Annotated in this window: 23 protein-coding genes and 4 tRNA genes; 7 read left to right on the top strand and 20 right to left on the bottom strand. The window is 70.2% G+C overall.

From position 1 onward, the window contains the following. Positions 1-10: 10 nt before the first annotated feature. From ACWGO0_RS02390 to ACWGO0_RS02365, 6 genes are all read right to left on the bottom strand, one after another. On the bottom strand, positions 11-2,053 hold the full coding sequence (locus tag ACWGO0_RS02390) for an ArnT family glycosyltransferase (RefSeq protein WP_453526731.1): 2,043 nt from the start codon (positions 2,051-2,053) through the stop codon (positions 11-13). Further along, the gene (locus ACWGO0_RS02385; RefSeq protein ID WP_453526729.1) at positions 2,050-3,330 is read right to left on the bottom strand and encodes a glycosyltransferase; all 1,281 of its coding nucleotides are present in this window, start codon (positions 3,328-3,330) and stop codon (positions 2,050-2,052) included. Before ACWGO0_RS02385 ends, ACWGO0_RS02390 begins: the two co-directional genes overlap by 4 nt. Positions 3,331-3,436: 106 nt before the next feature. Continuing rightward, a complete protein-coding gene (locus ACWGO0_RS02380) occupies positions 3,437-4,975 on the bottom strand; it encodes an ATP-binding protein (protein WP_453526727.1) in 1,539 nt (512 codons plus the stop codon). Positions 4,976-4,986: 11 nt separating this feature from the next. Next, a complete protein-coding gene (locus tag ACWGO0_RS02375) occupies positions 4,987-5,730 on the bottom strand; it encodes a response regulator transcription factor (protein ID WP_453526725.1) in 744 nt (247 codons plus the stop codon). 76 nt (positions 5,731-5,806) lie between these two features. Further along, positions 5,807-6,679 carry an amidohydrolase family protein gene (locus ACWGO0_RS02370; protein ID WP_453526723.1) on the bottom strand — a complete coding sequence of 291 codons (873 nt, stop codon included), beginning with the start codon at positions 6,677-6,679 and terminating at the stop codon, positions 5,807-5,809. A 43-nt stretch (positions 6,680-6,722) separates the two neighbouring features. Next, positions 6,723-7,625 (bottom strand): DUF2797 domain-containing protein, encoded by a 903-nt coding sequence (locus ACWGO0_RS02365; protein ID WP_453526721.1) that lies wholly within the window; start codon positions 7,623-7,625, stop codon positions 6,723-6,725. 68 nt (positions 7,626-7,693) lie between these two features. Between ACWGO0_RS02365 and ACWGO0_RS02360 the strand changes: the two genes are divergently transcribed. Then, positions 7,694-8,146: a GNAT family N-acetyltransferase gene (locus ACWGO0_RS02360; RefSeq protein WP_453526718.1), complete on the top strand. Its 453-nt coding sequence runs from the start codon at positions 7,694-7,696 to the stop codon at positions 8,144-8,146. Next, a complete protein-coding gene (locus ACWGO0_RS02355; protein ID WP_453526716.1) occupies positions 8,143-8,529 on the top strand; it encodes a winged helix-turn-helix transcriptional regulator in 387 nt (128 codons plus the stop codon). Before ACWGO0_RS02360 ends, ACWGO0_RS02355 begins: the two co-directional genes overlap by 4 nt. A gap of 75 nt (positions 8,530-8,604) precedes the next feature. Here ACWGO0_RS02355 and ACWGO0_RS02350 read toward each other — a convergent pair. Then, positions 8,605-8,677 (bottom strand) — tRNA-Arg (locus tag ACWGO0_RS02350). Positions 8,678-8,915: 238 nt separating this feature from the next. Further along, positions 8,916-9,006 (bottom strand) — tRNA-Ser (locus ACWGO0_RS02345). 226 nt (positions 9,007-9,232) lie between these two features. Between ACWGO0_RS02345 and ACWGO0_RS02340 the strand changes: the two genes are divergently transcribed. After that, a complete protein-coding gene (locus ACWGO0_RS02340; protein WP_453526713.1) occupies positions 9,233-9,769 on the top strand; it encodes an SSI family serine proteinase inhibitor in 537 nt (178 codons plus the stop codon). 237 nt (positions 9,770-10,006) lie between these two features. Next, entirely contained in the window at positions 10,007-14,017 is a 4,011-nt protein-coding gene (locus tag ACWGO0_RS02335) for a PAS domain-containing protein (RefSeq protein WP_453526711.1), read from the top strand. Positions 14,018-14,092: 75 nt separating this feature from the next. Here ACWGO0_RS02335 and ACWGO0_RS02330 read toward each other — a convergent pair whose 3' ends face one another. From ACWGO0_RS02330 to ACWGO0_RS02295, 8 genes are all read right to left on the bottom strand, one after another. Further along, on the bottom strand, positions 14,093-15,739 hold the full coding sequence (locus ACWGO0_RS02330) for a long-chain fatty acid--CoA ligase (protein ID WP_453526708.1): 1,647 nt from the start codon (positions 15,737-15,739) through the stop codon (positions 14,093-14,095). 205 nt (positions 15,740-15,944) lie between these two features. Next, the gene (locus ACWGO0_RS02325; RefSeq protein ID WP_453526705.1) at positions 15,945-16,508 is read right to left on the bottom strand and encodes a SigE family RNA polymerase sigma factor; all 564 of its coding nucleotides are present in this window, start codon (positions 16,506-16,508) and stop codon (positions 15,945-15,947) included. A gap of 216 nt (positions 16,509-16,724) precedes the next feature. Further along, entirely contained in the window at positions 16,725-17,891 is a 1,167-nt protein-coding gene (locus ACWGO0_RS02320) for a lipid-transfer protein (protein WP_453526702.1), read from the bottom strand. Then, complete coding sequence (locus ACWGO0_RS02315) at positions 17,888-18,367, bottom strand: MaoC/PaaZ C-terminal domain-containing protein (RefSeq protein WP_453526699.1); 480 nt, start codon at positions 18,365-18,367, stop codon at positions 17,888-17,890. Before ACWGO0_RS02315 ends, ACWGO0_RS02320 begins: the two co-directional genes overlap by 4 nt. After that, positions 18,364-19,425 (bottom strand): acyl-CoA dehydrogenase family protein, encoded by a 1,062-nt coding sequence (locus tag ACWGO0_RS02310; protein ID WP_453526696.1) that lies wholly within the window; start codon positions 19,423-19,425, stop codon positions 18,364-18,366. The genes ACWGO0_RS02315 and ACWGO0_RS02310 overlap by 4 nt, the downstream gene beginning before the upstream one ends. A gap of 1 nt (position 19,426) precedes the next feature. Next, entirely contained in the window at positions 19,427-20,374 is a 948-nt protein-coding gene (locus ACWGO0_RS02305) for a bifunctional MaoC family dehydratase N-terminal/OB-fold nucleic acid binding domain-containing protein (protein WP_453526693.1), read from the bottom strand. Continuing rightward, on the bottom strand, positions 20,371-21,528 hold the full coding sequence (locus ACWGO0_RS02300) for an acyl-CoA dehydrogenase family protein (RefSeq protein WP_453526690.1): 1,158 nt from the start codon (positions 21,526-21,528) through the stop codon (positions 20,371-20,373). The genes ACWGO0_RS02305 and ACWGO0_RS02300 overlap by 4 nt, the downstream gene beginning before the upstream one ends. A 203-nt stretch (positions 21,529-21,731) precedes the next feature. Further along, complete coding sequence (locus tag ACWGO0_RS02295) at positions 21,732-22,043, bottom strand: hypothetical protein (protein WP_453526687.1); 312 nt, start codon at positions 22,041-22,043, stop codon at positions 21,732-21,734. A 346-nt stretch (positions 22,044-22,389) separates the two neighbouring features. Between ACWGO0_RS02295 and ACWGO0_RS02290 the strand changes: the two genes are divergently transcribed. Beyond that, a complete protein-coding gene (locus ACWGO0_RS02290; RefSeq protein WP_453526684.1) occupies positions 22,390-23,274 on the top strand; it encodes a bifunctional DNA primase/polymerase in 885 nt (294 codons plus the stop codon). A gap of 33 nt (positions 23,275-23,307) precedes the next feature. Here the strand turns inward: ACWGO0_RS02290 and ACWGO0_RS02285 are convergent. Both ACWGO0_RS02285 and ACWGO0_RS02280 read right to left on the bottom strand, forming a co-directional pair. After that, positions 23,308-23,382, bottom strand: a tRNA-Trp gene (locus tag ACWGO0_RS02285). 104 nt (positions 23,383-23,486) lie between these two features. Further along, positions 23,487-23,609 (bottom strand) — tRNA-Ser (locus ACWGO0_RS02280). A gap of 132 nt (positions 23,610-23,741) precedes the next feature. Between ACWGO0_RS02280 and ACWGO0_RS02275 the strand changes: the two genes are divergently transcribed. Then, on the top strand, positions 23,742-24,209 hold the full coding sequence (locus tag ACWGO0_RS02275) for a GntR family transcriptional regulator (protein ID WP_453526681.1): 468 nt from the start codon (positions 23,742-23,744) through the stop codon (positions 24,207-24,209). Then, the gene (locus ACWGO0_RS02270; protein WP_453526678.1) at positions 24,206-24,778 is read left to right on the top strand and encodes an HD domain-containing protein; all 573 of its coding nucleotides are present in this window, start codon (positions 24,206-24,208) and stop codon (positions 24,776-24,778) included. Before ACWGO0_RS02275 ends, ACWGO0_RS02270 begins: the two co-directional genes overlap by 4 nt. Here the strand turns inward: ACWGO0_RS02270 and ACWGO0_RS02265 are convergent. Further along, positions 24,766-25,239, bottom strand: coding sequence for an NUDIX domain-containing protein (locus ACWGO0_RS02265; RefSeq protein ID WP_453526675.1), 474 nt, complete (start codon positions 25,237-25,239; stop codon positions 24,766-24,768). The two genes, ACWGO0_RS02270 and ACWGO0_RS02265, sit on opposite strands and share 13 nt — an antisense overlap. Positions 25,240-25,241: 2 nt before the next feature. Then, complete coding sequence (locus tag ACWGO0_RS02260; RefSeq protein ID WP_453526672.1) at positions 25,242-26,000, bottom strand: helix-turn-helix domain-containing protein; 759 nt, start codon at positions 25,998-26,000, stop codon at positions 25,242-25,244. Between the last annotated feature and the right edge of the window lie 129 nt (positions 26,001-26,129).

Below are 26,129 nucleotides of genomic sequence, written 5' to 3'. Positions count from 1 at the left end.
CCGTACAAGTTCATTTCGCGCGGGTCAGGTCGTAGAAGGTCGCGCTGCCGACGGTGACCTTCTTGAAGGTGTCCTCGACCCACGAGGTGATCTGCGAGGAGGTGCCGCTGTTGCCGCCGCCACCGCCACCGCCTCCGCCGGAGACGAAGTAGTGGATCCTGCCGTCCTCGACGTAGCTCTTGAACTGGGCGAGCGTCGGAGCGGGGTCGCTGCCGTTGAAGCCGCCGATCGCCATCACGGGCTCTCCGGTGGCGAGTTGGTAGCTCGCGGCGTTCTGCGCACCGATGGCAGCGGCGGCCCAGGTGTAGTCCCCAGCGTTCGCTTCCAGGAGCTTCTTGGCCTCGGCGCCGACGGAGGAACCGTTGAGCAGTCCGCCCATACCGCCACCACCGCCAAGACCCATGCCGCCTTCGGCCATGGCCCCGCCGGGCATGGCACCGGGCTGCCGGCCACCGCCCTGCGACTGCCCCTGCCCCGGCTGGCCACCACCCGGCGGCCGGCCCATCGCGCCGCCCATCGCGCCACCCGGGCCCTCTCCGCCCCCGCCCCCGCCCCCGGGACCGCCCCGGCCGCCGCCCATCATGCTGGCGCCGGACGGACCCGCCGTGACGATCGAACCCTGGTGCCCGGTGCCGAGCGTGCTGACCGTGTACGCGGTCGGCCCCGCCAGCGACGCGGCGAAACCGAGCCCCACCACGGCGAGCGCGAACCGCCGCCCCAGCCGGGAGGCGAACAGCAGACCCGCCGCTCCCACGAGCCCGGCCACCAGAACGGTCCAGCGCAGCCACGGCAGATAGTCCGGGGTGCGCCCCAGCAGGACGTACGACCAGCAGACCGTGACAGCGAGCGTGGCGGCGAGCACTGCCCGCGCCCACCACAGGGCACGCTCCTCCCACAGCACCGTGACGCCCATGCCGACGAGCGCCGCGAGGTACGGGGCCAGTGCCACCGTGTAGTACTGATGGAAGATGCCCGCCATGAAGCTGAAGACGAGAGCGGTCATCAGCAGCGAGCCGCCCCAGGCGAGGAACGCCGCACGGGCGGTATCGGTCCGCTTCGCCTTACGGGTCAGCCACACGCCCGCGAGCAGCAGAATCAGCGCGGCCGGCAGCAGCCAGGAGATCTGGCCGCCGATCTCGGAGTTGAACATCCGGCCGATGCCGGTCTCGCCCCAGCCACCACCCTGACCGCCTCCGCCGCCCCCGCCGCCGACGCTGCCGGTCTCCTCGCCGTTGAGACGGCCGAGCCCGTTGTAGCCGAAGGTCAGCTCCAGGAAGGAGTTGTTCTGCGAGCCGCCGATGTACGGACGCGAGGAGGCGGGCCACAGCTCGACGATCGCCACCCACCAGCCACCGGCGACGACCATCGTGAGGGCGGACAGGGCGAGTTGCCCCAGCCGCTTGCGTACGGAGGTGGGCGCGCACACCGCGTACAGAACGGCGAGCGGCGGCAGGATCAGGAACGCCTGAAGGGTCTTCGTCAGGAACGCGAGCCCGACCGCGGCTCCCGCCCAGACCAGCCACTTCGTCCGCCCGTTCTCCAGCGCGCGGAGCACGCAGTAGACGGTGACGGTCATCAGGAGTGCGAGGAGCGCGTCCGGGTTGTTGAAGCGGAACATCAGCGCCGCGACGGGTGTCAGCGCGAAGACCGCCATCGTGATCAGCCCGGCGGGCGCGCCGAATCGGCGGCGTACGGCGGCGTAGAGCACCCCGGCCGTGGCCACGCCCATCAGCACCTGCGGGACGAGGAGCGCCCAGGCGTTCAGGCCGAAGATCCGTACCGAGAGGGCCATCGGCCAGAGCGTGGCCGGGGGCTTGTCGACAGTGATGGCGTTGGCGGAGTCCAGCGAGCCGAAGAAGAAGGCTTTCCAGCTCTGGCTGCCGGCCTGTACGGCGGCGGAGTAGAAGGAGTTGGCGTACCCGGAGGCACTGAGGTTCCAGAGGTAGGCCAGTCCCACGGCGAGCAGCATTCCGAGCACGGCGGGCCGCACCCAGCGCGGATCGTCCATCGGCGGGTGGGCGGGGGGATGGCCGTCGGGGTACAGGGTGGTCATCGGACGTTCCTCAGTTCGTGTTCGGAGCCGCTCCGGTCCGGGAAGACCCAGGCGCGGAAGAGCAGAAACCGCAGCACCGTCGCCGCGAGGTTGGCCGTGATCAGGACGGCGAGTTCCGTACCGTGCGAGGGCGATCCGGAAGCCGCGCCGAGCGCGGCGAGCGAGCCGCTCGTCAGGGCGAGCCCGATGGCGAAGACGACGAGCCCCTGCGCCTGGTGACGGATGGCTCCGCCCCTGCCCCGTACTCGGAAGGTGAGCCTCCGGTTGGCTGCCGTATTGGCGACGGCCGACACCAGCAGCGCGCCGCCGTTGGCGAACTGCGGGCCGAAGCCCGTCCGGAACAGCGAGTACAGGACGAGGTAGAAAAGCGTGGAGAGTGCGCCCACGACACAGAACCCGACGAGCTGGCGGGCCAGCCCGCCCGGCACCCCGGGCAACGCGCGGTCGCGCGGATCGTCCCCGAAGGGCCGGGCCAGCCGGTCGAGCGGCAGGGCGCCGACGGCCAGCGCCCGCCCCACCCGCCACACGCCTTTCAGGTCATCGGTCGCCGTCCGCACGATGTGGACGGTGGAGTCGGGGTCGTCGACCCAGTCGACCGGCACCTCGTGGATACGCAGGCCGGCACGCTCCGCGAGCACCAGCATCTCGGTGTCGAAGAACCAGCCGGTGTCCTCGACCATCGGCAGCAGCCGCTGCGCGACCTCACGCCGTATCGCCTTGAATCCGCACTGGGCGTCGCTGAAGCGGGCGGCCAGCGAGGAACGCAGGATGAGGTTGTAGGCCCGCGAGATGAACTCCCGCTTCGACCCGCGCACCACCCGCGAACTGCGCGCCAGCCGCGAGCCGATGGCGAGGTCGGAGTGGCCCGAGATCAGGGGCGCGACCAGCGGCAGCAGTGCGTTGAGGTCGGTCGAGAGGTCGACGTCCATATAGGCGAGGACCGGTGCGTCCGAGTGGGACCAGACGGTGCGCAGCGCCCGCCCGCGGCCCTTCTCCTCCAGCCGGTACGAGCGCACTTCCGGCACGGTCGCCGCGAGCCGCGCCGCCACCTGGGGCGTGCGGTCGGTGCTCGCGTTGTCGGCGACGGTGATCCGGAAGCGGTACGGGAAAGTCCGTACGAGGTGCTCGTGCAGCCGGCGCACACAGGTTTCGAGATCCTTCTCCTCGTTGAAGACCGGAACCACGACGTCGAGTACGGGTGCACCGGCCGCGTCGACCGCTCCGGCCAGGAGGTGCTCCCGGGCCGGCAGGGTGTTCCAAGGGGTGTCGGTTGCCATGTCACAGACGTTCGCCAACCGCCCTGTCACACCGGTGTGCTGAGCCTGTGCCGGTGCTGTGAGCCACCATCGAGCCCGGGCCGCTGTGAGCCACAACGGCCCCGCCCTACGCCCCCGCGTACACCGGATCGGCCGGAAGCCGCACGGCGAACACCGTGTCCCCCGGCACCGACCGCACCTCCACCCGCCCGTCGTGCGCGGCGACGACGGCCTGCACGATGGCGAGCCCGAGACCCGTGGAGCCCGCGTTGCGTGAGCGCGATGCGTCGCCCCGCGCGAACCGTTCGAAGACGTGCGGCAGCAGCTCGGCCGCGATGCCCGGCCCGTCGTCCTGCACTTCGAGTGTCACCCAGGGGTGACCGGCACCTGCCGCCCGGACGCGCACGGTGACCGTGGTCCCGGGAGGTGTGTGGGTACGGGCGTTCGCCAGGAGGTTGACCAGCACCTGATGGAGCCGGGTCGGATCGGCCCGTACGGACGCGGGAACGTCCGGCAGCTCCAGCCGCCAGTGATGATGGTCATCGGGCCGCGCGCCGGGCCCTTTGCCTGCCACGCGCGCGTCGCTCACGGCGTCCACGACTAGCGGCGAGAGATCAGTGCTCTCGTACGAGAGCGAGAGCGGCCGGCCCGCGTCGAGCCGGGCCAGGAGCAGCAGGTCCTCCACCATCCCGGTCATCCGCTCCGCCTCGGACTCGATCCGCCCCAGCGCGTGCCGGGTGTCGGGACCGGTCTCCTCGCTTCCGCGCCGGGTCAGTTCGGCGTAGCCGCGTATCGAGGCCAGCGGAGTGCGCAGTTCGTGGCTGGCGTCGGCGACGAACTGCCGTACCCGCGTCTCGCTCTCCTGGCGCACCTCAAGCGCCGAACCGACGTGCCCCAGCATCCGGTTGAGAGCCGCGCCGACCTGCCCGACCTCGGTACGCGGATCGGCCTCGGCATCCGGAACCCGCTCCGCGAGGTCCACCTCGCCGCTGTGCAGGGGGAGTTCGGAGACCCGGGTCGCGGTCGCGGCCACCCGGCGCAGCGGGCGCAGGGCGACGCCGACCATGGCGGCGCCCGCGATCCCGGCGGCCACGAGCCCGGCCGCGGTGACGCAGACCTCGACGAGGATCAGGGCGGTGAGGTCGCTGCGCACCTCGTCGGCGGGGATGGCGACGAGGATCGTGGTCCCGTCGGACGTACCGACGGCCTCCACGCGGTAGCTGCCGAGTCCGGGCAGATCCACTCCGCGCGCCCCCGAGCCCACCTCGGCACCCGCTGCCTCCAGCGCGTCCGACTCGGAGTCGCTCAGCGCCCTGGAACTCTCCTGGGCACGCTGCTCCTCATCCTCGACGGCCATCTTCGACTCGGCGACGGAGCCGTCGTCGTCCAGCACGGCGCCGACCGTGCCGAAGGGCTGGCCGCCCCCGCCGATGAATCCCAGCGGGCCTGCGTTCCGGAGCTTCTCGGGGAGTGGTTCACCGGGCGGGCGTTCGGCCCGTACGGCGATGGAGCGCAGCTGGTCGTCCAGCTTCCCGTACATATAGCTCTGGAACGCGATGGCGGTCACCGAGCCGATGACGGCCGCCACGACCGCGATGAGCGAGACGGCGGCCACGACGAGCCGGGTCCGCAGAGTCCAGGGCTTCCTGCTCCTGAGGCGACTCACCCGCCTACTGCTCACTCACCGGGCTTGATGAGATACCCGGCCCCGCGCCGGGTGTGGATCATCGGGGAGCGCCCCGCGTCGATCTTCTTGCGGAGATACGAGATGTAGAGCTCGACGACATTGGCCTGGCCGCCGAAGTCGTAGTTCCACACCCGGTCCAGGATCTGGGCCTTGCTCAGCACGCGGCGCGGATTGCGCATCAGAAAGCGGAGCAGCTCGAATTCGGTCGCGGTGAGATGGATCGATTCCCCACCCCGGCCGACCTCGTGACTGTCCTCGTTGAGCACCAGGTCACCGACCACGAGCGTGGAGTCGGCCCGCGCCGCCGCGGCCGTGCCCGACCGCCGGATCAGCCCGCGCAGCCGCGCCACGACCTCCTCCAGACTGAACGGCTTGGTGACGTAGTCGTCGCCCCCAGCGGTGAGCCCGGCGATGCGGTCCTCGACGGAGTCCCGCGCCGTGAGGAAGAGCACCGGAACATCGGCCAGCTCCCGGCGCATCCTGCCGAGGAGGGCGAGCCCGTCGATGTCGGGCAGCATCACGTCGAGAATCACCGCGTCGGGCCGGAAGTCGCGCGCCGCGCGCACGGCGGCGGCGCCGTCCCCGGCACTGCGCACGTCCCACCCCTCGTACCGCAGGGCCATGGAGAGCAGCTCGGCGAGCGGAGCCTCGTCGTCCACCACGAGTACGCGGACCGGGCCGCGGTCCGGCCTGAGCAGTTCGGTACGCCCCTGGGGCGAGGTCGTCGTCGTCATGACCCCACCCTGGGAGGCGCCGGTGAGAGAGCTCTGACCCGTTCCTGTGAATTCCCTGAGAAACGCCTCGGCCGCTTCAGCGGAACAAGGCGCTCGCGTTCCCATGACAAACAGCCCGCAACCACGCATCGCCCAGCTCCAGCCGCTCCAGGGCGTGCAGCTGATGAACGTACGGGTACGGGATGTTCGGGAAGTCCGTGCCCAGCAGGATCCGGTCCCCCAGATCCGCGAGCCGCCCCCGTTCCCCTACAGGGAACGGTGTGAACTTCTCACTGAAGTCCGTGAACGCCATCGTCGTATCGAGCCGCACCTCGGGGTACGTCTCCGCGAGCGCCAGGAAGTCCGTGTACTCCGGCATCCCCATGTGCGCCACCACGATCCGCAGCCGCGGATGACGCGCCAGCAGCCGGCCGACCGGCTCGGGCCCGGTGTACTTTCCGGGCGCGGGCCCCGACCCGCAGTGCATCACCACGGGAACCCCGGCCTCCGCGAGCAGCCCCCACACGGGCTCCAGCAGCGGGTCGTTCGGATCGTACGCCCCGACCTGGAGGTGTGACTTGAACACCCGCGCCCCCGCCTCGACGGCCTCCCGCACATACCGCTCCACGCCCTCCTCCGGAAAGAAGGTCGCGGTGTGCAGACTGTCGGGCACACGAGCCGCGAAGCCGGCCGCCCAGTCGTTCAGCCAAGCGGCCATCCCCGCCCGGTGCGGATAGATCATCGAGGTGAACCGGAGCACTCCGAACGACCGCAGCACGGCGAGCCGTTCGTCCTCGTCGTGCCGGTAGGTGATCGGCCACTCCATACCGGTCAGCGGACCCACGGAGTCGAAGTACGCCCACACCTTGCGGAGCACCTGCTCCGGCATGAAGTGCGTATGGACGTCGATGATCCCGGGCAGCCCGAGCCGCTCCCAGAACCGCACAACATCCAAACTGTCACCACTCACCCCAACCACCCCTCCCACCCCTCCCACTCTCCCCCCGACCCTCTCAGAACAACCCGCCCTGCACCCCACCACCCCCGATATCAACGACGGGCACACTCACCCCCGCCCGCACATCGGCCCCCACGAGCTCCCACCCGCTGACAAGCCGCGTATCCACCACAACAACGCCCCCCACGCCCCCCACCCCGGTCTCCAGATGCAGATCGGGCCCGGCCGCCGCCACCAGCCGCCCGGCCACCACACCCCCGTCGACCAGCCCGGTCACCGCGCGAGCCGCCTCGCCGACCCCACCGAGCCCGAACACCGCTCCATGGTCGACAGCCTCGAACGGCAACCGCTCCAACGACTCCGGCCACCCTCCCCCTTCGAGCGCCGCGGCCCGCCCGTACAACTCGGCCACCTCGGCGGCCCGCTCCCCGACCCCCGGCAGCACACCCCGCACCGCCCGCTTCCTGGCGTACGGAATCCGGTCCGGCACCCCGAGCGCGGCCCGCAGCAGCTCCTCGGTCCGCCGCGCGGCCATCAGCGGCCCGCGCCCCAGCCAGCTGAACACCACGGCCCCCTGCTCCCGCAGCCGCGCCGCACCCCGCTCCTCGGCGGTGATCCCGACCTTGACCATCCCGGGCCCGAACCAGGCGAGATAGACGCGGTACGTCCGCGGGTCGTCGGCGATCGTGTCGGCCGCCACGGAGTGCGCCCGGTCCAGCCGCGCGCACTCAGGACACCGAGCCCCCGTACTGCGCGCGGACACCACCGCGGCCAGCGGACAGACATTGCCCCGCGCCCCGACACAGTGCCGCTCACCAACGGCCCGGAACCCGAGCTCCTTCCCGTACGAAAGGACACTCACCCGCCGGGAATCCGCACCCTTTCCGCCCCCGCGCCACCCCAGCTCGGGCCCGTCATCGGACCACCGCAGCCCGGTGCACCGCCATCCCACACGCAACCCCCGCACTCCACAGAAACATCAGCGCACCCACGGTACGGGCGCCACGGGTGGTGCATCCTGTTGCGATGACCGGCCTCCGTATCGAACAACCTGTCGGCGACGCCATGCTCAAGGACTGGCAGCACGCCCACAACGTGATCATCCCGGCGCACACCCTGTCGCTCGACGACGTACGGGAACGCGCCCTGCACAACCATATGGAGGTCGCGTACCTCGACGACGTCCTGGTGGGCTGCACGACCGTACGCCCCCCGGCCGACGACACCTTCACGGCAACCGTCATCGCCCGCGTACTCACCGCCCACCGCCGCCAGGGCTTTGGCACCGAGCTCTACGAACGCTCCCTGAACCGAGCACACGCCCTCGGCGCCCAGGCGATCGAGACGGTGGTCCTGGCCTCCAACACGGACGGCCTGCGGTTCGCCCTGCACCACGGCTTCGTCGAGACGGAGCGCTACCAGCTGCCCGGCGACACGGCCCACTGGATCACGCTGCGACTCGAAGGAACCCCCGCATGACCGTGGACGAAGCCCACCCCGCACCCACGGCGGTCAGCCCGCTCAGCTGCCCCGTGGGCCCCGTCATCGACATCGTGTTCAGCCGCTGGACCACACCGATCCTCCTCAACCTCAACGAGCACGGCCGCCAGCGCTTCGTCGAACTCGAACGCCGCATCGGCACGATCACCCCCAAGGTTCTCACCCAACGCCTGCGCCAACTCGAACGCGACGGCCTCGTGGAGCGCACGTACTACCCCGAGGTCCCCCCACGCGTGGAGTACGAGATCACCGAACTGGGCCAAAGCCTGGGCCCCCTGTTCGCAACCCTGGCCACCTGGGCAACCACCAACCTGAAAACGGTCGAACAGGCCCGCCTGGCCTACGACGCCACCGACCACTGACCACTGCCAGGACCGGTCACCACCGGACAACGCGAAAGGCCCCCAGGATTTCTCCTGGGAGCCTTTCGTGCGATGTGCACTCGGCAGGATTCGAACCTGCAACCTTCTGATCCGTAGTCAGATGCTCTATCCGTTAAGCTACGAGTGCCTGCCGTTGGTGTTACCCGCTGGCTTGCCTCCCGGGCTTTTCTGCCCCGTCGGCGTTGCGAGAACAACATTACATGACCTGCGCCGTCACGCGAAATCCATTAGCTCCACCAGCTCTGAGCTGCGGAAACAGCGTCTCAGGAGCCTTGTGGGAGGGGTCGCCCGTCACCCGTACGGAGTCATCCGATGCCGGAGACGACCGAAGCCCCGTGCCAGGGGCACGGGGCTTCGGGTTGGAGCGGAGGCGGAGGGATTTGAACCCTCGATGGGCTTTAAGACCCAAACCGCATTAGCAGTGCGGCGCCATAGACCGGACTAGGCGACGCCTCCAGCACACCCCGCGCGAGCGCGAGTGGTGCGTGCAGATGATGACACAGTCGAGCGCGCTGTCACCAATCGCCGCCCACCGTACTAGGCATGCGGGTGCCAGGGCAAAGCACCGCAGCGGTGCGCATCGTCGGAGCGTGCGGAGCGTTAGAGGGGGCGGGGGCGCAGCCCCCTAATGCCGCCCGTCGTGTCCAGAGCACCCGTCGTGTCCAGAGCACAGGAGCCCCGCATGCTGCGTCGTCTCACCGTCACCGCTGTCGCCTCTCTCGCCGCACTGTCCGCCGCCGCGCCGGCGGCGACCGCCGTGGCCCCGGTCCCCGTACCGCTGCTGTCGCCGCACCTGTTCCTTCAGGATGTTCGGGATGTTCGGGATGTCCAGGGCGTCCACGGCAGCCTCCAGGGCCGCGTCCTGGACCCGTGGGGACACGGGGATCAGGCGGCGCGGATGCGTATGACCGTGACCGTCTCGGACTCCGGGGACCCGGCGGCCGACGGCACCTTCGAGCTTCTCTGCAGTCCGGCAGGCGGCACCCACGCCCGGGCGCAGGCGGCCTGCGACCGGCTGGCGGAGGCGGAGGCGGCGGGCGAGAACCCGTTCCTGCCGACGCCCAAGGGCGGGATGTGCACCCAGATCCACGGCGGACCGGCCACCGCACGGATCGTCGGGACGTGGCAGGGGCGGGACTTCTCCGCATATCTGAACCGGGCGAACGGCTGCGAGATCTCGCGCTGGAACAACCTGGTTCCCGTACTGCCCACCGTCTGACGGCCCTCCCGCGGGGCCGCCCGCCCGGTGTCCGCGCACGTCAAAGGGTGCGTGGACGGTCACATGTCACGCCCTCGTCGTACACGGCTCGCACAGAACCTTGGTGAGAGCTCCCCCTCATAGGCCGCCCTGCGGCCCTCCCCTGCCTTTAGACTCCTCCAGTGACAGCCTGCGGCCCGAGGGGCAAGATGGGGCCCGCTGTCGGCAAGGTGCGGTAATCAGGGAGGAAGCGTCGTCGTGAGCAGCAGGCCATCCCGAGGCGCTGCTCGCCTCGCAGCCATACTCGACGCCCTCCCGGACGGGCTTCTGCTCGTCAATTGCAACGGCACGGTCGTCAACGCCAACACCATCGCCCTCGAAATGTTCGAGACCCCGGGCACCGCGCTCGTGGGCCGCGGACTGCTCGATCTGCTTCCGGAGTTCGACTCCAAGCTGATCCCCGGGTCGATGCGTCGGCCGGAGGCTGCGGACGAGCAGGGCAGGACCAAGCCGACGCGGATGACCGCGCGGCGTACCGACGGCATCGAATTCCCGGCGGAGGTCACCAGCGCGAGCCTGGACAGCGGCCAGGCCGGGTACAACGACATCCACTCCAGCTACACCGGCGACGAGCTGCTGATGCTGGTCGTACGCGATCTCTCGGGCACCGTCGACACCGAGGCCGAACTGGCCCGTTCGCAGCGCCAGACCGAGATGATCCTGCGGGCCGCGTCCGAGGGCGTCGTGGGTACGGACACGGACGGCCGTGTCGTCCTCGTCAACCCGGCCGCCGCTCAGATACTCGGATTCCGCGCCAGCGACCTGGGCGGCAAGGAGCTGCACCCCCTGGTCCTGCACTCGCGTGCGGAGGGCGAGCCCTTCCCGTACGAGGAGTCCCCACTCGCCGACACCCTCAAGTCCGGGCGCAAGCACCGGGTGCGGGGGCAGGTGCTGTGGTCCAGGAGCGGCGCGCAGGTGCCGGTCGATCTGACGACCGCGCCCGTACGGGACGGGGACCAGCTGGTCGGCGCGGTGATGACCTTCACCGACCGCAGGCCGTACGAGGAGCTCACCGAGCAGCACACGTCCGAGGTCGCCGAGCTGACCGGGAGCCACAGCTCCGAGATCACCCGTCTCACCGAGGCCCACGCCGCGGAGGTCGCCGAGCTGACCGAGCGCCACGCGGCCGAACTCGCCGACCGCACGGAGCGGTACGCATCCGAGCTGGAGAAGCAGACGGACCTCGTCGCCGGGCTGAGCGCCTGGCACGGCCAGCTGACCGCCGTACTCGGCGAATCACTGCGCGGCCCGCTGGAGGAACTGCGGGGCGAACTGTCCACGCTCGCCGCCGACCCGGCCGGCCAGCTGTGGCCGGAGGCCAACCAGATCCTGCACCACCTGGCCGCGGGCTACGCCCGGATGACGACGCTCGTCGACAACGTGCTGGGTTACCAGCGTCTGGACTCGGGCACCGAGGGCCTCACGAAGGTCCCCGTGCTGGTCGACGGCGTCGTGACGGCCGGTATCGACGGTGCGGTGGAGCTGATCGGGCCGGGGCGCGCGCAGTTCGCGGTGCATGCCCCGCCGATCGAGGCCGAGGTGGACCCGGTGCGGCTGGCGACGGCCCTCGCCCACTTGGTCGCGGACGTCGCAGGTGTCGACTCGACGGGCAAGACCCGGCTGGTGCCGGGCGGCGGTTACGTCGACTCGACGGTCGTCGTGGCGGCCGCGCAGCGCGGTGACGTCGTACGGATCGAGGTGCGCGGCCCGTTCGCCGGGGGAGACCCGGTGCACGAGCCGATCGTGCGCGGGATCGTACGGGCGCACGGCGGTGTGCTCCAGACGCACGAGATGCCGGGCATGAGCGGCAGTGCGTACGTACTCGAAGTGCCGCTCGGAACGGGCTCCGGCACGGTGGCACCCCCGCCGGTTGAGGCCGTGCACGCGTTGCCGGAGACCGTCCCGCAGGACCAGGCTCTGGACCAGGCCCAGGACTCCGGCGCCACGAGCGGCGGTCGGCGCAGGGCGCGCAGGTCGTCGACGGACGCCTTCCTGGACAGCCCGGTGAGCGGCCCCGAGGCCACCGACACCGGTGCGGCGGAGCCGACCGGGCGGCGCAGGGCGCGGCGCGGGCCGGCGGTGCCGGATGCCGCTGCTGCGTCTGTCGGCTCTGCTGTCTCCGTCGGCGAGGAGCAGCACGGGGGGTCCGGGCGCAGGCGTGGACGGCCCAGCCCGGCGGAGACCGGGGCTGTGGGTTTGCCCGGGGACGCGCAGGGCCAGGCTCCGGGGCAGCCTGGGCAGGCTCTGGCGCTGCCTGCCGGTGCTTCGGCTCCGTCCTCTCCCTCCGCTCCCTCCGCTCCCTCCGAAGGCTCCGTCGTCACGGCCGCGGAAGGTGCACAGGGCGGCGGTGGGCGTCCGCAGCTCGGTCGGACCGTGCCGCCGCAGGGTGTGCCGTCCGGCGCACAGGTCCCGGTTTCGCCTTCGGGCCATCGTGCGCGACGGGACGGGGAGCCCCAGCCGGCCCTTCCGGCCCTCCCTTCCCCCGACCGCTCTTCGCAGGCGTCCCCGGGCGAGGCACCGGCCGGCGCCTCGCAGCCCGGTGGACGGCGGGCGCGGCGCGCGCTGTCGGCCGCCCAGGAGCGTGCCGCTCAGGCCGAGCCCACGGGGCCGCGTGTCCCGTTCGCGCTCCCGCCCGCCGACGCCGACCGGGTTCCGCCCATGGCCGAGGCGACCGCCGACGCGTTGCCGGAGCGCCACGACGCCGTACACACTCCGGACGCCGACCACACCCCGCCGCAGGCGCACCCCGTGCCGTCGGGCCGTCGCCGGGCGCGCCGTCCCGTCGCACCGGAGGAGCCGGGCAACACGTCCGTGCCCCCCGGCTGGGGTGAGGACGGCACCTCTGGCCAGAACCTGGCCGCGCTGGGGATGGACGCCGACACCCCCGATGGCCCGCCCGACGACGACTCCTGGCCGGCCCCCGGCCGGACCACGCACACCACCGGCTCCGTCCCGGCACCCTCCGCGGTCCCGGCGCAGGAGGGCGCACGGCCTGCCGCGCCCCACCCCGCCGACGGCATGGGCCCCGCACAGGATGCGCGGCGCCAGCCGTTGCCCGCCGAAGCACCGATGCCGGCGTCCGCGTCCTCGGATTCGACGCAGGGGCGGGCCTTCAGCGTGCGGACGCTGGGGCAGGGTGTGCCGTTCGCGCAGCATCTCGCGCATCAGCAGAACCAGAGCCTCGGCGGCGCCGGACGGCGCCGCAAGCTGGCCGCCCCGCCGGAGGCCGAGCCTCCGGCACCGCCCGTCCCGCCGCAGACCGGCGCCGCCCCCGGCGGCACCGGGGCCGGCGCGTCCACGCAGGGTGGCACCACGCAGGGCCCGGGGTCCGGTCAGCTGCTGTCGGCCCCCGTGGCCGCAGGGCGCGCGTACGCCATAGGGGCGCCCGACAGGGGCGCCGCCGAAGGCCCGGAGCCGCTCGACGGCCCCGGTGGCGCGGTCGAGGTCGCCAACCGGCCTCAGCCCCGGCCCGTCGACGACGAGCTGCCCCCTGAGCCGCTGGACAATCCGCGACGGCTGCTCGTCTGGCCCGCTCCCGACGTCTCCACCCAGCAGGCGCTGAGCGACCGCGGTTACCGCCCGGTGATCGTGCACTCCCGCGAGGAGGTCGACGCCCAGATCGCGGCGTTCCCCGCCGCGCTCTTCGTCGACCCGCTGACCGGGCCGATCACCCGTACCGCCCTCCAGTCGCTGCGCACGGCGGCCGTGGCCGCCGAGGTTCCGGTGCTGGTGACGGCCGGGCTCGGGCAGGCGACGCGCGAGGCCGCGTACGGTGCCGACCCCGCCGTACTCCTCAAGGCACTCGCACCTCGCGACAGCGAACAGCATCCGCCGCGGGTGCTCCTGATCGAGGAGCACGAGGAGATCGCGGTGGCTCTGACGGAGACGCTGGAGCGCCGCGGGATGCAGGTCGCGAGGGCGGCGGCCGACAGCGACGCGGTCGAGCTCGCCACCCGTATGCGGCCGAACCTGGTGGTGATGGACCTGATGCAGGTACGCCGCAGGCGCGCCGGGATCATCGACTGGCTGCGCGCGAACGGTCAGTTGAACCGCACCCCGCTGGTCGTCTACACCTCGACCGGTCTGCATCAGTCGGAACTGTCCGGGCTCAGCTCCGGCGAAACCGTTCTCTTCCTGGCCGAACGCTCCACCAGCGACGAGGTGCAGTCCCGCATCGTCGATCTGCTGGCGAAGATAGGCACCAACTGACGCGAGGCTCCGGCCCGCGCATACGAGGAGGGCGGTACGGGAAGTCCCGTACCGCCCTCCTCGTCGTCGTGAGGATCAGAGCTGGGTGATGTCCAGCTCGCCGTCCGCGTACTGCTTGCGGATCACCTTCTTGTCGAACTTGCCGACGCTCGTCTTCGGGACCGCCGGAATGATCGTCCAGCGCTCCGGCAGCTGCCACTTGGCGACCGACTGGGCGAGGAATGCCTTCAGCGAGGCGTAGTCGGCGGTGGCGCCCTCCTTGAGGACGACCGTGGCGAGCGGGCGCTCTCCCCACTTCTCGTCGGGGACGGCTACGACAGCGGCCTCGGCCACGTCGGGGTGCCCCATCAGCGCGTTCTCAAGCTCGACGCTGCTGATCCACTCCCCGCCGGACTTGATGACGTCCTTGGCCCGGTCGGTGAGGGTGAGGAAGCCGTCCGCGCTGATCACGCCGACGTCGCCGGTCTTCAGCCAGCCGTCCTCGCTGAACTTGTCCTCGGGCCGCAGGTGCTCGCCGTCCGAACCGCCGTAGTACGCACCGGCGATCCAGGGCCCGCGCACCTCCAGCTCACCGGCCGACTCGCCGTCCCAGGACAGGTGCTCGCCACCGGGACCGACGAGGCGTGCCTCGACACCGGCGGGGAAACGGCCCTGCGTGACGCGGTACGGCCACTCCTCCTGCTCGGTCAGTCCGGCGGGCGGGTTGGCCATCGTGCCGAGCGGCGAGGTCTCCGTCATGCCCCAGGCGTGGCAGAGGCGGACGCCCAGCTTGTCGTACGCCTCCATGAGGGAGGGAGGGCAGGCGGCGCCGCCGATGGTGACGCTGGCCATCGAGGTGAGGTCGCGCGGATTGGCGGTCACCTCGGCGAGCAGTCCCTGCCAGATGGTGGGGACGGCCGCGGCGTGGGTCGGCTTCTCGCGCTCGATCATGTCGGCGAGCGGGGCGGGCTGAAGGAAGCGGTCCGGCATGAGCATGTTGACGCCGGTCATGAACGTCGCGTGCGGCAGCCCCCACGCGTTCACATGGAACTGGGGCACGACCACGAGGGTGGTGTCCTTGTCCGTCAGCCCCATCGACTCGGTCATGTTGACCTGCATGGAGTGCAGGTAGATGGAACGGTGGGAGTAGACGACGCCCTTGGGGTCGCCGGTGGTGCCGGAGGTGTAGCACATGGCCGCGGCCTGGCGTTCGTCCAGCTCGGGCCAGTCGTAGTCGGTGGAGCGGCCGGCCAGCAGCTCCTCGTACTCGTGCACGCGCGGCGCGATGCCGCTGAGCCCGGAGCGGTCACCCGGCCCCGTGACGACCACGTGCTCGATGGACGGCAGGTGGGGGAGCAGCGGTACGAGGAGGGGCAGCAGCGAACCGTTGACGATCACGACCTTGTCGTCGGCGTGATTGACGATCCAGACCAGTTGTTCGGCGGGGAGCCGGAGGTTGAGCGTGTGCAGTACGGCGCCCATGGAGGGGATCGCCAGATACGCCTCGACATGTTCGGCGTTGTTCCAACAAAGCGTCGCGATCCTCTGGTCGCTGTCGATGCCGAGCTCGTCGCGCAGGGCGTGGGCCAGCTGCCCGGCACGCCCGCCGATCTCGGCGAAGGTACGACGGTGCGGCTCGGGTTCGCCGGTCCAGGTCGTGACCTGCGACTTCCCGTGAATGGTCATCCCATGGGTCAGGATGCGGGTGACAGTCAGCGGTACGTCCTGCATGGTGCTGAGCACGGCGTCCTCCCGGTGGGCGCTACGCGGCAGTAATGTTCCGCTGATTCTGCGCACATACCAATTGGTATGTCACTACTCCGGCGCTTACGAATCGGTGCGGCCGGGCAAATTCGCACCTCCTGGGACGGTCCGCCCTTACCGGACCGCGCTTATCGGAGCGCGCCCATCGGAGCGCGCCCATCGGAGCGCGCCCATCGGAGCGCGCCTATCGGACCAGGGTCAGCTCCGGGTCCTCGCGGAGTTTGCCGAGTGCCCGGGACACGGCGCTCTTGACCGTACCGATGGACACGCCGAGCACCTCGGCCGTCTGGGCCTCGCTGAGGTCCTCGTAGTAGCGCAGGACGACCATGGCGCGCTGGCGGTCCGGGAGCTTGAGGACCGCCCGCCACATCGCGTCGTGCAGCGACTGCTGCTCGGCCGGATCGGGGGCGGGTACGGTCTCCTGCTCGGGCAGCTCGTCGCAGGCGAACTCGTCGACCTTGCGCTTGCGCCACTGCGAGGTGCGCGTGTTCACCAGGGCCCGGCGGACATACCCGTCGAGCGCCCGGTGGTCCTCGATCCGCTCCCACGCGACGTACGTCTTGGTGAGCGCGGTCTGCAGCAGATCCTCCGCATCGCTCGGATTCGCGGTGAGCGAGCGGGCCGTCCGCAGCAGCACGGGCCCCCGCGCCCGTACGTACGAGGAGAACGACGCATAGGGCGAATAGGTCGGGTGTCCGGCGGCGGCAGCGACTGCCCTGGAGGCGCCGGTGCAGACTGGCGTGGTCATATGTCCACGCTAGGAGCGGTCGCCGCCGAGGGGATCGGCCCCAGGTCCCGAAGCGGCGTCCGCCTCAGGTTGTAGGGGTGGGGCGGGCCCGACCTCCTGAAGGTGGAGGGGCCGACCGCCCGTGTCAGGGTCCGCCCCCGAGCCGGACACCGGCGGGCCCGGGCCCCTGGGCGCCACCCTGCCGCAGCTCCGCCGCAGCCACGCCGCGCCGCCGGCTCAGTCGTCCGTGCCCAGGATCAGCCCCGAGGTGGGAACGCCCGTACCGGCCGTGACCAGCGTCCTGGCCGCACCGGATATCTGGTTCACCGAGGTGGAGCGGATCTGCCGGACCGCCTCCGCGATGCCGTTCATCCCATGCAGATACGCCTCTCCCAGCTGCCCTCCATGTGTGTTCAGCGGCAGTTCGTCACCCGCCACGAAGTCCGCGGCCTCACCCGGCCCGCAGAAGCCGAACTCCTCCAGCTGCATGAGCACGAACGGAGTGAAGTGGTCGTAGAGGATGCCCACATCGATGTCGGCGGGGGACAGCCCGGAGTTGCGCCAGAGCTGCCGGGCCACCACTCCCATCTCCGGCAGTCCTGTCAGCCCGTCCCGGTAGAAGCTGGTCATCTGTTCCTGGGCCCGCCCCGCTCCCTGGGCCGCGGCGACGATCACGGCGGGTGGCCGGGGCAGGTCCCTGGCCCGCTCGGCGCTCGTCACGACGATCGCCTGCCCGCCGTCGGTCTCCTGACAGCAGTCGAGCAGCCGCAGCGGTTCGACGATCCAGCGCGAGGCGGCGTGGTCGGCGAGGGTGATCGGCTTCCCGTAGAAGTGCGCCGCCGGGTTCCTGGCGGCATGGCGTCTGTCCGTGACCGCGACGTGCCCGAAGACTTCCGGGGCCAGGTTGTAGGTGTGCAGATAGCGCTGGGCGGCCATCGCCACCCAGGAGGCGGGAGTGAGCAGCCCGAACGGGAGGTTCCAGCCGAGCGCCGCTCCTTCGGCGGTGGGCTCCCGCTGCTGTACTCCGGATCCGAATCTGCGCCCGGAGCGCTCGTTGAACGCGCGGTAGCAGACGACGACATCGGCCACCCCGCTCGCCACGGCCAGCGCCGCCTGCTGCACGGTGGCGCACGCGGCTCCGCCGCCGTAATGGACCCGCGAGAAGAACGACAGCTCGCCGATCCCCGCCGCCTGCGCGACCGTGATCTCGGGGCTGGTGTCCATCGTGAAGGTGACCATCCCGTCGACATCGGCAGGGGTCAGCCCGGCATCGTCGAGAGCGGCCCGCACGGCCTCGACGGCAAGCTTCAACTCGCTGCGCCCCGAGTCCTTGGAGAACTCGGTCGCACCGATCCCTACGACCGCGGCCTTCCCGCCGAGCGAATCGGCCCTGCGCAGGCTCATGACGCCGCCTCCCCCGCCGGATCGACGGCCGGCAGAGCGAGGGTGACCCTGCCGGAGACATGGCGCCCCAGCCCGTTGGCCCCCACGACTTCCACCTCCACGATGTCGTCCACCTCCACGGCCTCTGTGGCCGCGGCCGAGTCCGCCGCGCCTGTTACTGCGACGACCGTTCCGGACAACACCATCGTGTCCCCCGGGTAGTTGGGAGCCCCGAGCCTGATCGCGACCTTCCTCAGCACCGCAGAGGGACCGAAGCGGTCCGTGATGAACCGGCCCACGAGCCCGTTCGTCGTGAGGATGTTCATGAAGATGTCCGGCGACCCCTTCTCCCGCGCGAGCTCGGCATCGTGGTGCACATCCTGGTAATCGCGGGACGCGACGGCCCCCGCCACGATGAGGGTGCGGGTCACCGCGATCTCCAGTGGCACCAGCTCCTCACCCACACACGGTCGGAACTCTCGCGCTCCCTGTCTCATGTCGGCACCTCCTCCGCCAGCAACAGGCCCAGTTCGTCCAGCACTTCACTCCCACATCCCAAGTAGGCGTCGAGCTGGCGCCCCCACAGGAAGTGGCGGTGGACCGGATGCTCCAGGTCTGCGCCCGTCCCGCCGTGCAGATGCTGTCCGGCATGCACGACGCGCCGGCCCGCCTCCGACGCCCACCACGCGGCCGTCAGCGCCTGTGCCCCGTACGCCAGCGAGTGATCGCGCCGCCACGCCGCCTCGTACGCCGTGACCCGGATCGTCTCGGTGTCCATGTGTGCGTCGGCGGCCCGAAGCAGTACCGCCTGGTTGGTGGAGAGGGGACGGCCGAACTGCTCGCGGGTCACGGTGTGTTCGACCGCCCGCGCCAGCGAACCGGCTGCCACTCCCGCCTGCAGCCCCGCGAACGCCGTACGGCTCGTCGCCAGCACCGAGGCGTACGCCCCTGCCCCACCGAGCCTCTCCCCGGGCGCACCGTCCAGGACGAGCCGCGCCGCCGCCCACGGCGCCGTCGTCTCGACCGGCCGCACCGACACTCCCTGATCGGCGGTCCTCACCAACCACAGCGCCCTGTCCGAGTCCGGCACCAGGACATGCGTCGCGTCCCGCAGCCACGGCACATACGGCACGGTCCCGCTCAGTCGCCCGCCACCATCGCCGTCGGCATCGGCATCGGCATCGGCCGACCGGAGACCGGCCCGCGCCGGAAACGCCCCCGTCGCCACGGCCGTGCCGTCCCGCAGCGGCGGCAGCAGCCGCTCCCGCTGTTCCGCCGTGCCGTGCTCGCCGACCGCGAGCACCCCGTACACACAGGTCGCCGCGAAGGGCACCTGTGCTGTGGTCCTGCCCTGCTCCTCCAGCAACAGCACCAGCCCCAGCAGCCCGATCTCCTCGACAGCGGCCGTCAGCCCTGCCGCACACAACTCCTTCCAGAGTTCGGCGTCCGTGCCCGTCCCGGCCGCCGCCAGCCGCTCGTGCGTCGACAGATCCGCGAAGATCCGGGCCGCAAGACCCTGACCCGCCGCCTGCTCCTCCGTAGGCGTGAAGTCCATCTCAGCTCTCACTCCCCCGGAAGACAGGAAGCTCCAACTCGGGATCCGTACGCAGGAATTCGAGCTTCACTCGCATGCCGGGCCGCACTTTGTCGAACGGCACGCCGATGACGTTGCTGACGATCCGCACCCCCTCGTCCAGCTCGACCAGCCCTACCGCGTACGGCCCGGGCTCGTCGGAACGGCTGAAGGCGGGGAAGGGCGGGTGATGCATCACGACGTAGGAGAAGACGGTGCCCTCACCGCTCGCCTCGACGGTGTCCCACTCCTGGCCACCGCACTCGTTGCACCCCGGCAGCCAGGGGAAGCGCAGTGTCGCGCACTCCGCGCAGCGCTGGATCAGCAGCTTGTGCTCGGCCACCCCTTCCCAGAATCCGGCGTTGTCCCTGTTGATCACGGGGCGCGGTCGCAGGTTCCTGGAGCTCGGCTTCCCCGACGCGGGCCGGTACTTCAGAATCCGGAAGCGGTGCGTCCCGGCGGGCTCCCCGTCCGCCCGGACATCCATCCGCGTCGTGACAAAATACCCCGTGCCCAGCTTGGTCGTCTTCCGCTCCGAGACCGACTCGATCACCGCGTCGAAGGTGATCCGGTCACCGGGCCGGAGCGGACGCAGATACTCCTGCTCGCAGTCGGTCGCGACCACCGATGTACAGCCGGCGCCGTCGAGCAGGGCAAACAGCTCGTCGTACGCCTCCGACCGGTCCGTGTGCCCCGAGAGCCCGCCCATCGTCCACGCCTGGAGCATTGTCGGCGGCGCGATGGCGTCCGGACCCTCGTACGCCGGGAGGCTGTCGCCCATCGCCTCGCACCAGTGCCGGATCATCGCCTGGTTGACCACGTCCTTGCCGATGCCCGCGGTGGCCGCGGCACGCCCCTCGTACACCTTGATGCGCGCGTACAGCTCGTCCGGCCGTCCCTGCCCGCCTCCTCCTCCCTGTCCTTCCGTCACCGCTTCCCCCTCTTCATGCCGAGCCGCATCGTCGCGACGATCTCCCGCTGCACCTCGCTCACCCCGCCCCCGAAGGTGTTGATCTGCGCCGCCCTGTTCATCCGCTCCAGCTCCCCGTCCCCGAACGCACCCAGTGAGCCGCCTCGGACCATCCCGGCCTCGCCCGTAATTTCCTGGCACATTCGATACACCTCGACGGCGCTTTCGGTTCCCACGAACTTCACACCGCTTGCCTCGCCGGGGGCCAGTGAGCCCGCCCCCACCTCCCCCACCAAACGCCAGTTGAGCAGGCGCGTTGCCGCCAGCCGGGCATACGCCTCAGCCAGCCGGGACCGCACCCAGGGCTCGTCAACCGGCCGCCGCCCCGTCACCGGATCGGGGGTCCGGGCGTAGGCCAGCGCCTCGTCGTAGAAATCCTCGGCCTGCATCCCGATCGCGGCGAGCGCCACCCGCTCGTGGTTCAGCTGGTTGGTGATCAGGCCCCAGCCGCCGTTCTCGGCACCGACGAGATGGCTGACCGGTACACGCACGCGGTCGTAGTAGGTGGCCGTCGTGGTCAGCCCGCCCACGGTCTCGATGGGCGTCCAGGCGAAGCCGGGATCGTCCGTGGGGACGAGAACGATCGAGATTCCCTTGTGCTTGGGCGCTTCGGGATCGGTCCGGCAGGCGAGCCAGATCCAGTCCGCGTTCTGGGCGTTGCTGGTGAAGATCTTCTGCCCGTCGATGACCCAGCAGTCGCCGTCGCGTACCGCACGGGTGCGCAGCGCCGCCAGGTCCGTACCCGCCTCCGGCTCGCTGTAGCCGATCGCGAAGACGAGCTCGCCACTGAGGATCCTGGGCAGGAAGTAGTCCTTCTGCTCCTCGGTCCCGTACTTCATCAGGGTCGGTCCGACGGTGTTGAGCGTGACCATCGATACGGGTGCGCCCGCGCGGTACGCCTCGTCGAAGAAGACGAACTGTTCGTCGGGGCCGCGGCCCTGCCCGCCGTACTCCACGGGCCAGCCGAGTCCGAGCATGCCGTCGGCGCCGATCCGCCGCAGCAGCGCACGCTGTGCCGCGGGGTCCACCACCCTCGTGTCCGGCATGACATCGCGGAAGTACGTGCGGAGTTCGGCGCGCAGCTGCTGCTGGCGTTCCGTCGGGGCGAGGTGCACTGCGGCGTCCTCCCGGGCGTACGGATCGGTGACGTCATGACTTTCTGACTGTCCGTCAGATTTACTCGGACTGTCAAGACAACTGCCACAACACGCAAGACCCGCAACGCACAAAGGTCTGCGCGACGGCACCGAAGTGCCGCCGCGCAGACCGTGCTTCACATCACCGTGGACCTACCCCCCAGCAGTCCCCGGCCTCCGGGTCACCAGAGCTGGGTGAAGTTGACCGCGTAGTTCTCGTTGGACTGGTCGATCGCCGTGAAGGCCGAGCCGTTCACCTGGGCCGAGTTGCTCTGGTTCGAGGCGCCGGATCCGACCGCCTGCTGCTGCGACGTGGACGAGTTGCCGTGGTTGTTGCCACCGACACCACTGCCGACGATCGTCGCCACCGCCGCGTTCGACCCGTCGTTCGCGAAGGATCCGTTGTCGGCCGCGGCCACACCACCGCAGAGCGCAACGGCGAGCGGCAGGGCGGCAACAGCGGCGAGGGCACGAGCGGTACGAATGCTTGCCATGTCAATTCCTCCAGGAACCGAAAGTACGGCTTGTTACGGCTGTTACGGCTGATTCCGAAGCAGTTGGCCGACCGCTCCGGAGTTGGTCACGACGTCGCAGGACCAAAGTTGCCCGCCGAATCCCCGTCGAACCACCCCGCAGCCCTCGATTCCCCCGCAAGCGTGAGGAACACCCGATAAACCTCCCGCGCGCCCCAAAACCCCAGCTCACACACCTTGCCGCCGCCCAATCCCACACCCCCCAAGAGGAAAAGCGTTCCTGCGTCACCGCCTCCTCGCGGTCGCCACCCCCTTCACTCCCCCTCGCCCTCTTCCGTCCTTCGAACGCTTGTACGAGAATGAATGCATGGCCACCATCGACCGGCAGACCGCCACCCTGGCCCTGGCCCACGCACTCGCCGCCGCGGAGCGCGGGCTCCCCGTCATCCCGTTGTCCGCCACCAAGCTCCCCGCACTGCGTTCCCCCCACCGCGGCGAGGACCCTCCGGTCCGCTGCCGGGGCGGCTGTGGACTGACCGGCCACGGCGTCCACGACGCCACCACCGACCCCACCGCCGTACGCGCCCTCTTCGCCGCCGCGCCGCGCGCCACCGGCTACGGCATCGCCTGCGGCCGGCCCCCGCACCGCCTCATCGGCATCGACCTCGACATCGACGCGGCGCACGGCAGCGACTCCATGGGCGCACTCCAACAGCTGGCCGAGCGGCACCGGTTCACCATCCCGCCGACCATCACCGTGCTCACGCCGAGCGGCGGACGCCACCTCTGGCTGACCGGTCCACTCGACGTGGCCGTACCGAACTCGGCGAGCCGCCTGGCACCCGGCATCGACATCCGCGGCTCCGGCGGATACCTGGTGGGCCCCGGCTCGGTCACCACCCACGGCACGTACCGCCTGGCCCCGGGCACCGCCCGCCTCGCCCCCGCGCCGTGCCCGCGCGCCCTTCTCCGCCTGCTCACACCCCCCGCGCGCCGCCACCACCCCGCGGTCCACCGGCCCGGAATCCGCCGAGGCCAGGGTCTGATCCAGTTCGTACGGGCGGCCCAGGAGGGCCAGCGCAACACCCGCCTCTTCTGGGCGGCCTGCCGCGCCTACGAACACGGCTTCGGCGACGAACTCGCGGACGCCCTCACCGCCGCCGCGGTCCACACCGGCCTCTCCGAACAGGAGGCCCGAGCCGCAATCGCCTCAGCGGCCCGCCTGACCACGGGCCTCGGCGGGTTGGGCTGAGTGGTGAACGCCGGACACCACGCCGCGGGAAGGCAGAACCGGCCGGATTCGAACCGGCGTCCTCGCGGTTTTGGAGACCGCGCGCGACGACCTCTGCGCTACGGCTCTGCCCGTCCGCCATCCTAGGGACGGAAAACCACGGTGCCGGACGGACAGCGCGCATGACAACGGCCCCCGACCGATTCACCCGGTCAGGGGCCGTTCATCTGCGGTGGGTGTGGGATTTGAACCCACGGTGACATCGCTGCCACGACGGTTTTCAAGACCGCCCGCCTGTCCGAACGCCTGCGCCTCTGACCTGCGCATTAGCGGCGGCTTACCCCCGGTGGCGCCCCGCTGGCCCACACATGGCCCACTGCCCGCGATTCCGCGCTGTGCGAGCAGTCCCGCCCATCCCGCCGGACAGTACTGACGAGAAGAGGAACATGGCAGGCTTGAGACAACTACGACGGAGAGAGGGAAGACGCGTGTCGCAGCAGGCCAGCCCTCGCGGGACCTTCCTGAAGATCGCTGATGTTGTCAGAGCTCAGATTGACGCCGACGACGAAATGACCGAGCTGCCGTCGGCTGCTGACCTGATGCGTGACCACGGCGTATCGCGCGGCGTCGCGCTCCGAGTCTTCGGCGCTCTCCAGAAAGAGGGAGTCGCAGAACCGGTGCCAGGCGGGCGCTGGCGGGTGGTGCGGCGTGGAGAGTCCGTCGACCGCCGGCCGTTGGCCGAACGTCTCGCTGACGTGATCACGGATAGGGAACTCACCGTGGGGGCAGACTTCCCGAGCGCATCCGAGCTGTGCGCGGACTTTGGTGTCTCGCGTCCGACCGTGAGCAAAGCGCTCGACAAACTGCAAGCCGCCGGTCTGCTGTCGGAAGGGAGGCAGGGGAAGCAGCGAACCGTGTTGTCCCTGCCGAACCGAGACGAAAGTGCCAACCCTTGATCTCCACGACTCTGACTGAATGGGCCTATCCCCTCGCCGAATCGCTGCTCGCCGAACCTCTGCCCCGCCGGTGGGCACATTCGCAAGGGGTCGCAGAGAGGGCCCGTACCATCGCGCCAATCCTGGGTGCGGACGCGAACCTCATGGAGGCGGCGGCAATCCTGCACGACATCGGATACGCGCCGGACCTCGCCAAGACCGGCTTTCATCCGCTGGACGGAGCGCGATACCTGCGGGACGTAGCCAACGCAGACGAGCGGGTCGTGTGCCTCGTGGCGCACCACTCCTGCGCGTGGATGGAGGCAGAAGCACGCGGGCTGAGTGCGGAGCTGGAGGGGGAGTTTCCGCGGGAACATCCCCACCTCGCCGATGCTCTCTGCTACTGCGACATGAACACGACGCCGGACGGCACCCCGACGAATCCCGTGGACAGGGTGAATGAGATCGCAGGGCGCTACGGACCGGACAGCTTGATCGGCACGTTCATCCGCCGGGCCGAACCGGAGATTCTCGCCAGCACTGCCCGCGTCGTCGAACGGCTCGCCGCAGCCAAACGTCAGCCGACGTAAGGCGCGGTCCGCGTCCGGTCCATCGCGTGCTCGATCCTGAGCCGCATGGTGGGGTGGATGTCGAAATCCGCAAGGTCCGCTGGGGAGACCCAGCGGACCTGTGTCGTTTCATCGCTCGTACGGACGTCGCCGCCGACCGGGCGAGCGCGGAAGCAGATACTGAACTGCTGCCGGGCCTCACCGTCGTCGTACAGCATCACGTGGCCAGGGTCGGTGTAGATCCCCGAGATGTCGACGACCTCGGCTTTGATCCCTGTCTCCTCCCAGACCTCGCGCACCACCGTGTCGCTGATGGACTCGCCCACATCGTGACCGCCGCCCGGCAACGCCCAACGGCCGTTGTCAGAGCGCTGGATCAGCAGGACGCCGCCCGCATCGTTCTGCACGAATGCCACGACGGACGGCACCACCGAGTTGGCCGGCGGAGCGGCTGGGTCATGAAGGTAGTCGATGCGTCCCATGCTCAAACTCCCGTGATGTCGTGATCTTCGACCGGGCGTGCGCTGCCCCAGGTCTGTTCAATGCTATTCGCGTAGGTGTCGAAGAGCCCACCTCCTGGGAGCCGTCGCAGGTGCAGGACAGGCGCCATGTACGCCCCGATTCCGTATACGTGGGTGTTCACAAGCATCTCGTCGTCAGAACGGAAGAGCGAGTTGTAGAGCGTTCCATCGTGCAGGCGAAAGCCGATGTTGGGATGGCTGGTGAAGAGTGGGCGGTAGTTCACCAGGGCGTTGCGAATCTTGCCGTCCATAATCCGGTGACCTTCGTCTATGCCGCGTTGGTGCACAGCAACGCAGCCTGGGTCTCCCAGAAGGATTCGGACCTGCGTCGTCCCCTGCACCTTCCTTTTCAAGAGGTCATGGAACAGCGGATCTTCCGACAGCCACAGACCGGAGTAGACCAGAACGTCGATGCGTGCTTCTGCTCGTTCGTAGATCTCGCGCCACAAGGTGTTGGGCACCATGTGGCGGTGCGGATAGATCGTGACGATCTCCGCTTTGCTCAGGTCAGTTGCCGTGTCGACTGCGCGGGAGTCGTTCCACAGGGTCGTCACATCCACGTTGAGCAGTGACGCCGTGGCGTACTGATGGCGCCGGTACGGCACCTTGCCCTGGGTGATCCAGCGTTCGACCGTCTTCGGGTTGACCTCGATCGAATCGGCCAGGTCCTGCACGGTCATGCCCTGCGCGAGAAGCGCCGACCGCAAGCGTTCGTTGGACATCGCAACCCCCGATGGGACGTCTTGGGACCTCTTGAAGGTAGCGAGATGAATCTGAGCTGTCCACGTATGGGGTAACCAACGCCCCTGGCCTGCACAGATGCTGATGGTGCACCAGGAAGTCCAGGGCGC

Source organism: Streptomyces sp. NPDC055749, assembly GCF_053617235.1.
This window is presented reverse-complemented; position numbering and strand designations above follow the sequence as displayed.

What these genes read in the sequence shown, in the direction of transcription:
- ACWGO0_RS02390 (WP_453526731.1), bottom strand. Translation starts at nt 2,053, where the DNA reads ATGACCACCCTGTACCCCGACGGCCATCCCCCCGCCCACCCGCCGATG.
- ACWGO0_RS02385 (WP_453526729.1), bottom strand. Translation starts at nt 3,330, where the DNA reads ATGGCAACCGACACCCCTTGGAACACCCTGCCGGCCCGGGAGCACCTC.
- ACWGO0_RS02375 (WP_453526725.1), bottom strand. Translation starts at nt 5,730, where the DNA reads ATGACGACGACGACCTCGCCCCAGGGGCGTACCGAACTGCTCAGGCCG.
- ACWGO0_RS02360 (WP_453526718.1), top strand. Translation starts at nt 7,694, where the DNA reads ATGACCGGCCTCCGTATCGAACAACCTGTCGGCGACGCCATGCTCAAG.
- ACWGO0_RS02355 (WP_453526716.1), top strand. Translation starts at nt 8,143, where the DNA reads ATGACCGTGGACGAAGCCCACCCCGCACCCACGGCGGTCAGCCCGCTC.
- ACWGO0_RS02340 (WP_453526713.1), top strand. Translation starts at nt 9,233, where the DNA reads ATGCTGCGTCGTCTCACCGTCACCGCTGTCGCCTCTCTCGCCGCACTG.
- ACWGO0_RS02325 (WP_453526705.1), bottom strand. Translation starts at nt 16,508, where the DNA reads ATGACCACGCCAGTCTGCACCGGCGCCTCCAGGGCAGTCGCTGCCGCC.
- ACWGO0_RS02320 (WP_453526702.1), bottom strand. Translation starts at nt 17,891, where the DNA reads ATGAGCCTGCGCAGGGCCGATTCGCTCGGCGGGAAGGCCGCGGTCGTA.
- ACWGO0_RS02315 (WP_453526699.1), bottom strand. Translation starts at nt 18,367, where the DNA reads ATGAGACAGGGAGCGCGAGAGTTCCGACCGTGTGTGGGTGAGGAGCTG.
- ACWGO0_RS02310 (WP_453526696.1), bottom strand. Translation starts at nt 19,425, where the DNA reads ATGGACTTCACGCCTACGGAGGAGCAGGCGGCGGGTCAGGGTCTTGCG.
- ACWGO0_RS02295 (WP_453526687.1), bottom strand. Translation starts at nt 22,043, where the DNA reads ATGGCAAGCATTCGTACCGCTCGTGCCCTCGCCGCTGTTGCCGCCCTG.
- ACWGO0_RS02290 (WP_453526684.1), top strand. Translation starts at nt 22,390, where the DNA reads ATGGCCACCATCGACCGGCAGACCGCCACCCTGGCCCTGGCCCACGCA.
- ACWGO0_RS02265 (WP_453526675.1), bottom strand. Translation starts at nt 25,239, where the DNA reads ATGGGACGCATCGACTACCTTCATGACCCAGCCGCTCCGCCGGCCAAC.
- ACWGO0_RS02260 (WP_453526672.1), bottom strand. Translation starts at nt 26,000, where the DNA reads ATGTCCAACGAACGCTTGCGGTCGGCGCTTCTCGCGCAGGGCATGACC.